Source organism: Candidatus Cloacimonadota bacterium (assembly GCA_028706475.1).
Classification (GTDB): Bacteria; Cloacimonadota; Cloacimonadia; order Cloacimonadales; family Cloacimonadaceae; genus UBA5456.
In genome coordinates this window covers 81,368-95,387 of record JAQWBI010000001.1, presented here as the reverse complement: position 1 = coordinate 95,387, position 14,020 = coordinate 81,368, and the positions used below count along the sequence as shown (strand labels likewise).

At 48.6% G+C, this 14,020-nt stretch carries 16 protein-coding genes; 2 read left to right on the top strand and 14 right to left on the bottom strand.

Features of this window, described 5'->3' with window-relative positions:
* Positions 1-12: 12 nt before the first annotated feature.
* The 10 genes from dprA to rplM form a co-directional block, all read right to left on the bottom strand.
* On the bottom strand, positions 13-1,101 hold the full coding sequence (gene dprA, locus PHF32_00460; GenBank protein ID MDD4559202.1) for a DNA-processing protein DprA: 1,089 nt from the start codon (positions 1,099-1,101) through the stop codon (positions 13-15).
* Complete coding sequence (gene obgE, locus PHF32_00455; GenBank protein ID MDD4559201.1) at positions 1,098-2,111, bottom strand: GTPase ObgE; 1,014 nt, start codon at positions 2,109-2,111, stop codon at positions 1,098-1,100. Before obgE ends, dprA begins: the two co-directional genes overlap by 4 nt.
* Before the next feature lie 49 nt (positions 2,112-2,160).
* A complete protein-coding gene (locus tag PHF32_00450; protein MDD4559200.1) occupies positions 2,161-3,009 on the bottom strand; it encodes a DUF1838 family protein in 849 nt (282 codons plus the stop codon).
* A 256-nt stretch (positions 3,010-3,265) separates the two neighbouring features.
* Positions 3,266-4,684, bottom strand: a complete 1,419-nt coding sequence (locus PHF32_00445; GenBank protein ID MDD4559199.1) for an MFS transporter — start codon at positions 4,682-4,684, stop codon at positions 3,266-3,268.
* Positions 4,685-4,759: 75 nt separating this feature from the next.
* Positions 4,760-5,314: a ribosome recycling factor gene (frr, locus tag PHF32_00440; protein ID MDD4559198.1), complete on the bottom strand. Its 555-nt coding sequence runs from the start codon at positions 5,312-5,314 to the stop codon at positions 4,760-4,762.
* Between the two features lie 14 nt (positions 5,315-5,328).
* Positions 5,329-6,057, bottom strand: a complete 729-nt coding sequence (gene pyrH, locus PHF32_00435; GenBank protein ID MDD4559197.1) for a UMP kinase — start codon at positions 6,055-6,057, stop codon at positions 5,329-5,331.
* 17 nt (positions 6,058-6,074) lie between these two features.
* The gene (gene tsf, locus PHF32_00430) at positions 6,075-6,671 is read right to left on the bottom strand and encodes a translation elongation factor Ts (protein MDD4559196.1); all 597 of its coding nucleotides are present in this window, start codon (positions 6,669-6,671) and stop codon (positions 6,075-6,077) included.
* A 69-nt stretch (positions 6,672-6,740) separates the two neighbouring features.
* Positions 6,741-7,538 (bottom strand): 30S ribosomal protein S2, encoded by a 798-nt coding sequence (gene rpsB, locus PHF32_00425; GenBank protein MDD4559195.1) that lies wholly within the window; start codon positions 7,536-7,538, stop codon positions 6,741-6,743.
* A gap of 195 nt (positions 7,539-7,733) precedes the next feature.
* The gene (rpsI, locus tag PHF32_00420; GenBank protein MDD4559194.1) at positions 7,734-8,120 is read right to left on the bottom strand and encodes a 30S ribosomal protein S9; all 387 of its coding nucleotides are present in this window, start codon (positions 8,118-8,120) and stop codon (positions 7,734-7,736) included.
* Between the two features lie 15 nt (positions 8,121-8,135).
* Positions 8,136-8,564, bottom strand: coding sequence for a 50S ribosomal protein L13 (rplM, locus tag PHF32_00415; GenBank protein MDD4559193.1), 429 nt, complete (start codon positions 8,562-8,564; stop codon positions 8,136-8,138).
* 640 nt (positions 8,565-9,204) lie between these two features.
* On the opposite strand from rplM, the gene PHF32_00410 reads away from it, so the two are divergent.
* Positions 9,205-9,624, top strand: coding sequence for a GNAT family N-acetyltransferase (locus PHF32_00410; GenBank protein ID MDD4559192.1), 420 nt, complete (start codon positions 9,205-9,207; stop codon positions 9,622-9,624).
* A gap of 3 nt (positions 9,625-9,627) precedes the next feature.
* On the top strand, positions 9,628-10,557 hold the full coding sequence (locus tag PHF32_00405) for a phosphatidylglycerol lysyltransferase domain-containing protein (GenBank protein MDD4559191.1): 930 nt from the start codon (positions 9,628-9,630) through the stop codon (positions 10,555-10,557).
* Here the strand turns inward: PHF32_00405 and PHF32_00400 are convergent.
* Genes PHF32_00400 through PHF32_00385 form a run of 4 tightly spaced genes read right to left on the bottom strand, consistent with a single transcriptional unit; the run spans position 10,472 to position 13,957 of the window.
* Entirely contained in the window at positions 10,472-11,473 is a 1,002-nt protein-coding gene (locus PHF32_00400) for a D-glucuronyl C5-epimerase family protein (GenBank protein MDD4559190.1), read from the bottom strand. The two genes, PHF32_00405 and PHF32_00400, sit on opposite strands and share 86 nt — an antisense overlap.
* Before the next feature lie 3 nt (positions 11,474-11,476).
* Complete coding sequence (locus tag PHF32_00395) at positions 11,477-12,265, bottom strand: metal ABC transporter permease (protein ID MDD4559189.1); 789 nt, start codon at positions 12,263-12,265, stop codon at positions 11,477-11,479.
* Positions 12,265-12,993 (bottom strand): ABC transporter ATP-binding protein, encoded by a 729-nt coding sequence (locus PHF32_00390; protein MDD4559188.1) that lies wholly within the window; start codon positions 12,991-12,993, stop codon positions 12,265-12,267. Before PHF32_00390 ends, PHF32_00395 begins: the two co-directional genes overlap by 1 nt.
* A 31-nt stretch (positions 12,994-13,024) precedes the next feature.
* Positions 13,025-13,957, bottom strand: coding sequence for a metal ABC transporter substrate-binding protein (locus PHF32_00385; GenBank protein MDD4559187.1), 933 nt, complete (start codon positions 13,955-13,957; stop codon positions 13,025-13,027).
* Positions 13,958-14,020 lie beyond the last annotated feature (63 nt).

The following is a 14,020-nucleotide window of genomic DNA, read 5'->3' as shown; positions in this document are numbered from 1 at the left end:
CTTGACAAATTATTAGAGCAAAAAGAAGCTGCTGCCTCCCTCTTTGGCCAGGAGTCCCTTCAACTCCAGATTGGTGAGCACAGTGGAGAGCCTGCCTACGCTGAAGCGGGTTGTTACCAGGATTTCATCGAAAGCGAGGGCTTTTTGCTCTGTCTTAAGAAGGTCACACACCAGTTGTTCATCGGCGCTGAGGATGCATTCCAGCTCGATCTGAGGTACTTTATCGGTCTGAAGTCCCATCAGGAGCTGCAGATCCTCGGGGCAGTTGATGAGGGAAGCACCGTGTTTGATGAGATGATTGGGTCCTTCGGCGTTGCGGTTATTGATATTTCCTGGCATAGCGCAGACATCGCGGTTTTGTTGTAAAGCGTTTTTGGCGGTGAGCAGGGCACCGCTGTCGATGTGTCCTTCTACGATAAAGACCAGTTCAGACAATGCGCTGATGATGCGATTTCGGGCGGGGAAGTTCCATCTGTCGGGCTTTGTACCCGGTTCATATTCGCTGATCAGGATGCCGTTTTGGATCACTCTGTCTGCCAAATCCCGGTTCTGGGGCGGATAGGTATTTTCCAAACCACAGGCCATCACAGCCACGGTGCTGGTTCCTTCCTTCAGGGCAGTATGATGGGCTACGGAATCCACTCCCAGAGCCAATCCACTAATGATGTTCACCTTTTGCCGACACAATGGAGAGATCAGCTTCACACACATTTCTCTGCCATAAGCCGTGGGATGTCGGGTTCCCACTACACCCAAATTCTTCTCTCTTTGCAAGCAATCCGGATTGCCGCGGTAATATAGGATCAAAGGCGCCGCATAGATGTCACGCAGACGGGCGGGATATTCGTGAATGTTCAAAGCCCGGATGTTGTAATGCTGCATCAGCTTTTGAATCTGAGTGAAGTTTGCGGGCAGAGCTCCAGCTTGCAGATATACCGAACTTTCAGCATCGACCAGGCCGCTATGATACAGGGGATGATCTTTGTGCCCAACAAATTCTGTGGGTTCGGGGTAATGATTCAGTAGTTCCAGGCACTGCCGGAAGCTAAGTTTCGGAGCGGTTTTCAGGCATAGCCAGCTCTGATATTGTTCCTGTGTCACAGTGAATCCTGTATCTGTTTATAAAGATGGTATTTCAGCGCTTCCAAGCCGATATTGCCCACGCTGGAGACGGCCAGTACTTTGTGTGAAGTGATCTGTCGGAACAGCTCGCTTACTTCTGCGATTCTGGCAATTCGTTCCGCTTCGGGGATGGTATCGATCTTGCTGAGGAGTATCGTAAAGGGCTTTTTCTCCATAAAGCTATCGTAGAGATACAGTTCCGCTTTCAGAGAGCGATAGGCTTCCACGGGGTCTTCACTGTTGATATCGATGAGATAGAGCAGTATGCTGGTACGTTGAATGTGGCGCAGGAACTGATGTCCCAAGCCCTTACCCATGTGAGCGCCTTCGATGATGCCAGGGATGTCTGCCATTACAAAGTGCCGATAATCAGAGACTTTCACTACTCCCAGCATTGGTTCCAAAGTGGTAAATTCATAATCAGCGATTTTGGGACGAGCGGCGGAAAGCACAGAGAGCAGAGTGGATTTACCGGCATTGGGAAAGCCCACCAGTCCCACATCGGCCATTAGTTTCAGTACTAATTCCAGTTCAATTTCTTCGGTGTGTTTACCCGGTGTGGCGTGGCGTGGCGCTTGATTTGTGGGCGTGGCAAAATTGCTGTTTCCCTTACCTCCGCGCCCCCCTTTTGCCAGCACTACAAGCTCTTCGGCTTCTGTAACATCGGCCAGTTTGATCTTCTTGCCATTTTCCAAAATCTGGAATATCTCCGTGCCTAGAGGCATAGGCAGGATCAAGTCTTCCCCGCTGGGTCCGGTTTTGCGCCCTCCGGCACCGGGAATGCCGTTTGGGGCTTTGAAGGTTTTAGTAAAGCGATAATCCAACAGGGTATTCACGTTCGTGTCCCCCCTTACAATGATGCTGCCTCCACGACCGCCATCACCGCCGTCGGGGCCGCCTTTGGGGACAAACTTCTCGCGCCGGAAGCTTACTGCGCCATCTCCGCCATTACCCGCTTTGATGCGGATTTTTGCATAATCGATAAACAAATCTACCTCTCTATAGAGCTATATGCTATAAGTGTTATTGGTTGATACATCAGGGAGTTTCCACGGTGTTTTGCTGAAGATCTCTAAAATAGATCCAAGGATTCATGTCTGGTTCCAGATATTCCCGTGGGCTATGTGCAAAGTCCGGGTTAATACTCTTTACGGTGTCACGGATGTGTTGTGGCAGATCACTATAGCCATGCTCCAGCTTTCTGCCTCTCAGCACAAAGAGCATCTGTCCTTCGCGGTCTCCCATCCTCATGAAGGGTAACCAGGGGCATATCCAGGTAAAGGATATCTCAGCAGGCACAGAACTGGCTTGAACATTTTCCAGATCAGCCAGTTTTGCCCGATACTCGCGCAACTCGGCAGATTGAAAGTAGTCGCTCTGAACATGATCTCCAAAGAGTTTGCGGGAGAGTACGTGCGGATAGAAGGGAAAGAGCTCCGAGTGATATACGATGCTTTCTTCGATCACTGTGGAAGGCAGAAACTGCCGGATATAGGGGATAGTCTTGGCATCGTATTCAAAGCGTTGGTTTACGGGATCGTTCCAGATGTGGATTACGGGGACCGTTGCTTGCGTGAAGGGATTTCTCCAGTTCTTTAGTACCTCTGAAGTGCGATGATCCAAAAATAGCCCCACCTCTTTTCCCATCAGACGGTAGCCGGCCTCGCTGCTGTCAATTCTGGCGATGCTAAAACCCTCAAAATCAAAGAGCTCCATGCTCTTCTGATCTGGCACAATACTATATACAGTACCGGAATAATGGAAGACGGTCTCTGCTCCGTTGAGATCACCAATTACCCGCAGATAGTCTGTCAAATAGCGTTGTTCCGCTTCATTGGCGCTCAGAAAGAGCGGAAAGAAGAGCAGCAGGGCAAAGAGTCTGCGCATCAACGAGACCTCCATCATATGTTTTTGCCATTTATGCAATAAGGCTGTGTGTGTCAAGTGTTTTGGCTTCGCAGATGGAACGTGCAAGGTAGAAGACTAACGATAACTACCATAGCATCGTGGTGGAAAGCCTGCATTGCAAGGATGCATATCCTGAAGCCCTGCATAAATGCTATACTAAAAGCCCTTAAGATGCATTGAATATCGATCCTGAATGCGAAAGTCAATAAATGCTCAGATAAACTGCAGCGTTTTCTCAATCCCGTTTACCTACCCTCAAACGCCAGCCAATCAATCGGCTGAAAGTGAAAGCAAGCGCTTCTCGTAGAGGCACGCTCCGATGTTCGCGCACCAGCATCAGAGGGATGATGGCTGCCCAGCGCAGGAGCGCACCCACTCCGAATACCACTTGTTCCGGATCCAGAGTGCGAAAACCGAGATCCAGGCTATTGGGGTAGAAGACACCGCTGGCCAGGGTTGAACTCATCATAAAGATACCTGTAACTGCCGCATAGATGCCGCTATAAGCTTGCTCCCGCCGTTTTGGGGCAATGGAGAGCACAAAGTTTGTGGTCACAATCCCGGTTCCAGCCCACATAAATCCGCTTAACACACCTTCAAGCCAGAGCAGGGAGTAGTTCTGTGCACTCATAAAGAGCCAGAATACGGGGTTCAAACCGCCCAGACACACGCAAATCTTCATTGCGGTTTTATTGCCGAAGCGATCGATGAATCTGCCCCAAAAGCTGAATGCCAATAGCGAAGAGCCCATGTGTAGAGTGTTATACATCTGCACTTGAAACAGGCCCATCTGCAGGTTCTTCAGCATGAAAGGCCCCCAGAAGGGACTGCCAACTCCAGTAGCAAACATCCATAGCGAGCCAAAAACAAGCAGCAAACGGAAGTCTTTGTCCATAAAAGGTTCACGGAATATCTCGCGCAGGCTTTTTGCATTGTGATGCAGCCGTTTACGCTCCGGTTGCCGGCTCAAAAAGAAGAGTCCGATGATGCCGATGATGGAGGCAAAGATATATACAAAGGCCAAGAAGATGGCTTGATTCTGGGGCACAAAGAAGGCATCCAGCCCCAGCATGATCTTGTAGCGCATGGCTTTGGAACTGTGTTCAAAGAGATCCACATGGTAGGATATCAGATAGCTGAAGATCAAGCCAATAATCAGGAGGATCTGATTGCGGGTGGAAAAGAAGCGTCCCCGGATCCTGAGGGGGATGAGGTCGCTGATCCAGGCAATCCAGATATTGGCGCCCACTGCCTGAAACCCGGCACTGAAAAAGAGTAGTGCCAGCATAAACCATATTCCCTGCTGTTGGTCTTTGAAGAGCAAGGCCAGTCCCAAAAAGAGCGTAAGAAAACGTCCCACAGCGGTTATCCACACGCAGGGCCACTTCCTTTGGGAGGTATGGTGGGAAAATGCCACTCCCAAAGGCTGCCAGATCGCCGAGAGTTGTCCCAAGGCTGAAAGCAGGCTGTATTGTAGCGGTGTGGCACCCAGCATCACCATCAGTTTGGTGATAAATGAGCTGCCGATCTGCGCCAGATTGCCATACACCTGTGCAAAGATACCTTCCCGCACAGAGTAGCGGAAGGTCTTGCGGATAATTTCCTGTTTTACCCGACGAGAAGGGACTGTGGTCGGCGTACTACTCAGTTGCACTAAAGAATTCCATTAATTTCACATAAAAACCGGCTTCCCAGGGGAAACCGGTTCTATATATCGCAATGGAGTGCCTTACACTTCCATTATTTCTTTTTCTTTGGCTTTTTCCACTTCGTCGATCTTTTTGATCCACTCGTCGGTGATATCCTGTACTTCTTTGAGGAGTTTCTTTTCGTCGTCTTCGCTGATCTCGCTGTCTTTCTTCATTTTTTTGGCCTGATCATTGGCGTCACGACGGATATTACGGATTGCCACGCGGGTTTCCTCGCTGATTTTCTTCAGGTTTTTCACGATATCTTTGCGTTTTTCCTCGGTGAGTGGCTGGAAGGGCAAGCGGATCACATTGCCGTCATTCTCTGGGGTAATGCCGATATTGGCGCCCAGGATGGCTTTTTCGATGTCTGCCAGAGTGGTTTTATCCCAGGGCTGCACTACGATGGTGCGGGGCTCGGGAATGGAGATGTTGCAGAGCTGTTTCACGGGAGTGGGCTGTCCATAATAGTTTATCCGGATGTCATCCAGGATGGACGCACTTGCCCTTCCGGTACGCACTTTAGTATACTGGTGTAACAGCGAATCAAAGGATTTCTGCATTTTTTCCGTAGAGTTGTTTTTGAGTTCTTGCATTGTGTACCTCGCTCTTAGGGATGGATATAAGTGCCGGTGTCGGCATCCTGGAGAGCAGCTTTCAGGTTTCCCGTTTTGGTTATGTTGAATATCTTGATGGGCATATTGTTGTCTGCGGCCAGGGAGAAGGCAGTGAGATCCATTACTCCGAGACGCTTCTCCAGACAGGTTTGGAAAGTAGCCTCGCGGATAAACTTCGCTCCGGGATCTTTCATGGGATCTGCGCTGTAAAGACCATCCACTTTGGTAGCTTTCATTACGATATCCAGTTTCAGTTCGATAGAGCGCAGAACGGCGGCAGTATCGGTAGTAAAATACGGATTTCCGGTACCTCCGGCCACAAAGCAGATTTTGCCTTTGGCGAGAGCTTCCTGCACTTTTGCGGCGCTGTAATGCCTGGCAATCTTGTCCAATACAAAGCTGGAGAAGACTTCAGCGGCACAGCCTTTTGCCTGCAATATTTCGCAGAGAAAGAGGGCGTTTTGGATGGTGGCGAGCATACCGATGTTGTCCAGAGTAACCCGGTTCAGGCTTTCGCCTTTCCAGCTACCGCCTCGGAAGATGTTTCCACCGCCCAATACAACTGCAATCCCGTATCCTTCGTTTTTGATCTCGATCAATTCGTCTGTCAGCTTGTCGCACACTTTGTTATCGAAGCCGAAACCGGCGGGTCCGGCCAGGATTTCTCCGCTGAGCTTCAGCATCAGCCGGTTGATTTTTTCGGGTTTGAAAGCGCTGTTCATCCTTGGTTTAAGGCTTTTTACTCGCCCAGGGAGAAACGAACAAAGCGGGCTAATTGGATGTTTTCGCCGGTTTTGGCCACAGCGTCGGTCAACAGGTCTTTCACTGTTCTCTTCTCGTCGCTGATCAGTCCTTGTTCCATCAAAGCGTGTTCGCTACAATACTTACGAATATTGCCTTCGATGATTTTGTCCATGAATTCAGGTTTCTTACCTTCGTTGATGGCTTTATTTTTGGCGATTTCTTTCTCGCGTTCGATAATGTCTGCAGGGATAGCATCAGCGGTGATAGCCAATGGATTGGTGGCAGCGATCTGCATGGCGATCTCTTCTGCCAAAGCTTTGAATTCGTCGGTTCTGGCCACAAAGTCGGATTCGCAATTCAGCTCGATCAATACACCAATCTTGTTGTTGAAATGGATGTACGAGTAGATGATTCCTTCTTTGGTCTCGCGCAGGCTTTTGGCCTCGGCTTTGGATATTCCGCGCTCGCGCAGATATTTGATGGCGTCATCCATATTGCCACCTGTTTCCACCAGAGCTTTACGGCACTCCATCATGCCTACTCCGGTTCTCTCGCGCAATTCTTTTACCATGGTTGCGGTAATCTCTGCCATTTTATTACTCCTTAAGATAAATGAGATGAGATGAAGCGTGCCGGAAATCACCGGCACGCAAGGATTTCCTTATTGTTCTGAGGCAGCCATTTCGGCTACCAGTTCTTCTTGTCCTTCGCTTTGAGTTTCGGGGGCTTCTACTTCTTCTTCGGCTATCACTTCAGAGATATCTTGGCCTTCAGTAGCGGCTCCGCGGCCTTCCAATACGGCATTGGCCATGATGTCGGCGATCAAAGCTATGGCACGGGTGGCGTCGTCGTTTGAAGGGATTACATAATCCACCAGATCGGGATCGCAATTTGTATCCACCATGGCGATGATGGGTATACCCAATATGCGTGCTTCGTGGATTGCAATGTCTTCATGCTCGGTGTCCACTACAAAGATCGCTCCCGGTTTGGCGTCCATATCGCGGATTCCGCCCAGGGAAAACTCGATCTTGTCGTGCATACGTTTCATTTTCTGAGCTTCGAGCTTGGTGTAGCTGTTGAGGGTACCGTCAGCTTCTATTTCCTCGAAGTATTTCATCTTTTCAATGCTCTGGCGGATGGTGGACATATTGGTGAGCATACCGCCATACCAGCGTTGATTTACGTAAAAAACTCCTGCCTTTTCTGCAGCTTCGCGAATGGAGCTTTGAGCCTGCTTTTTGGTTCCCACAAAGAGGATATATTCCTGCCGGCTCGCCACTTCTTTCATGAACTGATAGGCTTCGTTGATGGCATCGACTGTCTGTTTGAGGTCGATGATGTGGATCCCATTGCGTTTGATGAAAATGTACTTTTTCATCTTGGGATTCCACTTGAAAGTCTGGTGGCCAAAGTGAACACCGGCTTCCAACAGTTGTTTCATAGATACAACGGACATTTAATTTTCTCCTAATCTACGGTTAAGTGCTCCGCCAAAGGATATACGCAATTCAGAGGGGCTATCCCCTCACCGCCTTGCAACTCGCTTTGGTGGTTAATTTTGGCTTTAGTGCCAAGTGTCTGTGAAAGATTCGCTATTCCAAATATCGTCATTGTTCCAATAAGGGAATTTGTTCCCCAAACCCCGGATGTATTAACGTTTTGAGAACTGGAATTTCTTTCTGGCTTTCGGACGTCCGGATTTCTTCCGCTCCACCATACGGGGGTCGCGAGTCAGGAATCCGTGGGCTTTGAGTGCAGGTCTCAAGTTTTCATCGTATTCACAAAGAGCGCGGGAAATGCCATGACGTATGGCTCCGGCCTGGCCGCTGAGACCACCACCGGTTACATTTACGTACACGTCGAAATTCTCGGACATTCCAACGGTCAGCAGAGGCTGCTCCACAACCATTTCCAAGGTTTCGCGTTGCAGATATTTCTTCATGTGCACTTTGTTGATGATGCGCTTGCCGGTACCGGGTGTCAAACGAACCCTGGCGGTGGCGACTTTTCTTCTTCCTACGGAATCAAAGTTTTGCATACCTTATTAATCTCCTTACAGGCTAAGTTCCACCGGCTTCTGAGCGGCATGAGGATGCTCGCTGCCTGTGTAAACTTTCAGTTTTTTCATCATAGCGCGTCCCAGAGTATTCTTCGGCATCATGCCTCTTACGGCATGTTCGATAATACGCTCAGGATGCTCTTCCAATATTCTGGCATACGGGATCTCTTTCAGTCCACTGGGATATCCACTAAAAGATTTGTAAACCTTCTGCATGGCCTTGAGGCCGGTTACGCGAACTTTTTCAGCATTGATTACTACTACGTAATCTCCGCAATCAAGGTTCGGTGCAAAATACGGTTTGTTTTTACCACGTAAATAGGTGGCAATCTTTGTGGATAACCGACCAAGAGGCAGCCCCGTAGCATCTACAACATACCACGCTTGCGTGATGTCGCTTGGGCTTGGAGTGAGGGTCTTCATCGATTCTCCTTTACGATTTTATTACAGAATGTCATGATTTTAGCAGCCTAAATAGTGTCAAGAGAAAACATTGCCGATTTCCTCGTCTGAATTTACAGCGGAGAGACGATCATGTGGATCTACGCAGATAAATGGGGCAGATTGCGCAGATTTTCTTGAGGGGGGGGTGGCGATATGTCGAATTCTCAGGGAACAGTGAAGCTTTGATGTAGGCGGAACGGCGTCCGCCTCTACGGGGACAGCGAAACGAAGTGGAGCATTCAACAGGTGCGCAGCACCACCAACCGCAGCACTGCAGAACTATTAAACTAAGAACTCTTCCCATTCCTCCTGTATAGATCAAGCCTTACCGAAGCTGATATCAAGCCGTTATCAAACAGTGCTCACCCGATGATAACCCGATGATATCTGCTTCAGCACGAGTGTAAGCAAAGCGGAATACCAGTCGTCCAAATCCAGATGAATGTCCTTCCCTCAGCACAGCAGTCACAGCCAATATCCGCAGGAGAAAACAGGGTTCAGACCAGTGTCATTAAGCTGTTAACGGCGGCGAAAAACAAGCTGAATTCCCAAAATAGTAATTGCCAAAATCACACAAAAGGCGTATTATGTATGTAAAAGACAAAACTGGAAAAGGAATATGGAAGACATCTCCTATCGTATTGTAAAAGAGACAGATGCAGCCCGAATCTTGGAATTGTACCGTGCAGCAGGATGGTGGCAAACGGACGAAAATCCTCAATACATCGAGACCGTGAAGGGCATCATCGCCAATAGTTTCTGCTTCGTAATAGCCAAGCGCGGAGAGGAAATCATCGGCATGGGGCGAGCTATATCCGACGGATTGAGCGATGCTTATATCCAGGATGTGACGGTGTGGGAAGCAGAGCGGGGCAAGGGCATTGGCAAGGGCATCATCCGCGAATTGTTGCGCTATCTGAAAGAGCATAAACTGCAATGGATAGGATTGATCAGCGAGCCTGGCTATGAAGCCTTTTACGGCAAACTGGGTTTCAATGTGATGAAATCCTACACTCCCTTTCTGTATTCGGAAGATTAATATATGACTCCAGACCTTACTATGCCGGGGCTAAAAGCTCTGGACATCACCAATACGTTGATTCTGAGGGACTACCTTACCAAATATCCGCGGGAACATTGTGATTATACCATTACAAATCTAATGGTATGGGGCAAGATCTACAACAACCACTACCTGATTTACAAAGATCGCCTGGTGATTGTGAATCCAAAATACCAGTATATCCTCTTTCCGGTGGGGCCTTATCTGAATCCGGCAGAGCTCAAAGAGCTTGTTTTGATGTTTCGTCCCTACTTTCCGGAATCGCAGATCATTTTGTTTCCCCACGAATATTTCGAGCAGTATCCGGAAGTGCATGATGTGTTTGAGATATATGAAGATAGGGATTGGGCGGACTATGTTTACAGTGTGGAAAATATGGTTCACCTTAGCGGTAAAAAACTGGCGAAAAAGAAGAACCTCATCTCTCAATTCAGGCGTGCATATCCAGAATATAAAGTGTTGAAAATGACGGAAGACCGCTTGAAATACATCCTGAGTTTCACACATAAATGGCGCCGGGAACGCAGTGCCGAAGGCATATATCTGATGACGGAGATCAAGGCGATCGAAAACACACTGGAAGCTTGGCACAATCTGCCAGTGGAGGGGATCATCATTTGCCTGCACAACAAGATCGTCGCCTATTCCATCTTCAGTCCTCAGACCCAGGATATGGTTACTGTGCATTTTGAGAAATTTGATCCCGAGAAAAAGGGATCGGCTCAGGTGATAACATGGGAGACGGCGCGCTATCTGGAAAACCGCTATAAATGGATAAACCGCGAGCAGGACATCGGACTGGAAGGGTTAAGGCAAGCCAAGCTCAGCTATGTTCCGGATCGCTTTTCCCGCTTTTTTGGGTCCAGGCTAAAAGGAGATACAGTAGGGCGGTCAATGCCAGAAAACTGAGGACGAAAGCTGCAATGCGCCGGGGACGGGGGTTTAGCAGCATTTGCCAGATTATGGGCAGGCTATCCGCATGTTGCCAGCGGTCGCGATAGTAGCGTAGAACTTTGTCCTGTCTGATCTCTAATAACTTGCCCAGGAGCATTATATGACGCTGGTGATACATTCTTCCGGCTTTGGTTCCGTCCAGATTGTAGTAAGAATAGCCATGATAATCAAATTCCGGTAGTTTGGCAGTAAGGGCACAAAAGCCTTTATCAAAGAGCTCCTGAGCCAGAGGATTCTTGGTAAGTTCTTGATATTTGTGCAAATGCAATAGAGTACTCATCATCCCGCTGAGTGAAAAGTAGGGTGTTTCCGCTGGGTATTCCATAAACCAAATGCTGCTATCGGAAAGCGCTATGGAAAGATCCGCAACATCCGGATCCAGGCTGCGCAACATGTTTTCAGCGATGCCAAGTACTTCCAGATTCCGGTCCATGCCAGCGCGGTTTGCCAGGGCGTTCATACCTACGGACTGGGTGAGTGCGGATGCCCAGGGAGCCTTCTGATTGTACTTTGGATAATCGAAATCGTAGTATAGATAAGGGATGGAATCGCGAATAGATACCATATCCAGGAGTTTATCCGTAAGGGTGACAAAGTGTTCGGAACCTTCTCCCAGCAGGCGACGGTCATTTTCGTCCAGGGCTTCACTGGCGATGAAGAGGGCATTGTAGTGCTTTTCGCCGTCATTGTAGAGCTGCATTGGGATGTTCTGTTCATCCCGTACCGTCAATTGATTGAAGGGTCTACCGAAGATTGTGGCTGCCAGCTGTTCCGCCATACTGTATATCTTGGTTTCCGCCACTTGCCAGACTACGCTTACAAAGAGCAGGGATACCACGCAGGCTATAATAATGATGTATTTTTTGGGCATGACTTAGGTTCTTCTCCTTCTGATAATAAAGCTGGCGGCATATAATAGTGCTTGACATACAACTATCGTGGCGCCGGTGGGAAGATTTAAAGCAAAGGACAAGGCAAAACCTCCGAGAGCGGAGATAATGGCTACAATCACAGCAGTGATGATGGCTGTGTGCAGTCTTTGTACCAAATTGAAGGCGATCACGGCGGGCAGGATCAATTGTGCGGTTACTAGGATGATGCCGGCACTTTTTAAGTTGAAGACGATATTTGCCGCCAATAGCAGATAAAACACTTTGTCCACAGCATCCGTGCGGATGCGAAACACACCAGACATTTCCGCATTGTAGCTAAGGTAAAACAATTCTTTGTAAAAGAACATCACAAAAGCGATATTCAGAATATTCAGGATGCCCAGCGCCCACAGTTCATTGCCGGATATGAGCAGAACATTCCCAAAGAGGTAGCTGGAGAGGTCGAAGGTATAATTTCGGGAAAGAGAGATCAGAATGATACCCAAGGCCATGGAGAGGGAAAGAAAGATGGTGATGGTATTGGCTTCCTGGATCTTATGCTGTTTTGACAACCAAGAGATTCCCAGAGCAACGGCACACACAAAGATCAAGGCTCCCAGACTGAGGTTTATGCCGGTGATGATGGCGATGGCAATGCCGGCAAAAGCTATGTGGGATAATGCTTCTCCCAGATATGAGATACGGCGCAGTGTAACATAGGGAGCAAAGACCGCAAGGGATATACCGCTCAGTAAAGCTCCGAAGAGCGCATTCAAGAGAAATCCCGGCATCAATAGTCCTTTTCTATCAGGCGCACAGTGTCGCCAAAGGTTTTGTGGATGATTTCCGCATTCACCAGTTCAGAGTGATTGTGGTAGTGCAGACGGTGATTCAGGCAGATCAGGTAGTTGCAATATTCGCTGAGCGTATGCAGGTCGTGAGAGATGGTTATCACGGTCTTGCCGCTATCATTTAGCTTTTTCAGCAGTTCAAAAAAACTGCTTACGCCACTGCGGTCTATACCGGCTTCAGGTTCGTCCAGGATGAGGTACTTACTATCGGAAAGTATTGCGCGGGATAGTAATACACGTTGGAATTCGCCTCCGCTGAGGCTTCCGATCCGGGAAGAGGCTTTTGTATCGATGCCGCATTGCCGCATGGCATCCATTGCTTTTTGCTTGTGTTCTTTGCCGCATCTCCTGCCCCATCCCAAGGTTCCAGCAATGCCCATCAGAGAGATGTCCAGAGCGGTAGCGGGAAAGCTGCGGTCGTATTCTTCGCGTTGAGGTAGATAGCCGAAGCCATTGTTTTTCAGCCAGTTATCTCTGGGGATACCGTCTATGCTGATGCTGCCTTCCTGGATATCCAACAAGCCTAGAATCAGTTTGATGAGGGTGGATTTTCCGGCTCCGTTGGGGCCGATGATGGCGGCGAATACTCCATCCGGGATTTGGAGATTGATGTCTTCCAGAATGCTTTTGCCGCCGAGGCTGAACTGCAGGTCGCTTACTTGGATCATGTATAGCTCTTGGATACTATAGGATGGCTCATCAGAATGCCTGTTTCATGGCATCCCAATTTTTCAGGATCAGTTCTGTGATGGTGGTAGCCTCGAAAGTGCTACCGATGGGATCCAGCGTGCCGATCTGCAGCTTGTATTCTTTGGCTAAAACTTCTGCGGATTTGGGATCCTGTTGGGGCTCCACAAATATGCGGCGCACACCGTGGTTGCGGATCTTTGTGCCCAGTTCAAGCAGTTCGCGAGGAGAGGGTTCTTTGCCCGGTGAGCTTTGCACCCAGCCCAGATACCGGATATCGTAATCGCGGCAGAAGTAATGGAAGCTATTGTGATATGTAATCAAGGCAGGCTCGTTGTATGTTTTGCGCTCGGTTCTGATCAGTTCATCAGCTGCGCTCAGTTCGCGGAAGATTTCATCGTAATTGTGATTGATTAGCGGCACAAAATCGGTGAAGCGGGAACAAAGCTCTGTTTTTAGCTTTGTACTGAGCTTCATCATCATCTGCGGTGATGTCCAGAGATGAGGGTCTGTAGCCAGATGATCATGGTGATGCTCCCCGTCGTGGTTGTGTTGATGCATCAGTTGTTCACGCACTTGCTGCAGAGAATCCAAGGCGATCAAATCGCTGAGTAATAAAGAACAGTCGAGCAGTTTATCGGAAGCTTTGTCCAGGCTTTGTTTCATCATCTCTTCCAGTCCCATGCCGTTGATCACGATCAGTTCAGCTTTGTGAAGGTCTTTCAGATGAGAAGGCTGAGGGCTGAAGGAATGCACCGAGGCATTGGGCGGGATCATGCTTCTCACTTCGACAGCATCACCCACCATTTGCTTTAGCAGCAATTCGTAGGGATAGATGGATGTAAGGATCAAAGGCTTGGTCTCTGTCTTTTTTTGATCGATGGGAGCTTTGCAGGCACCCAGGATAAATAGCAAGAGGATTAGGAAATAGGCTGCTTTTTTCATAATTTCTCCTTGAAAAAGCTCATCCGGGATCTATCGCAGAATCCGGAAAAGCTAAATGAGAAT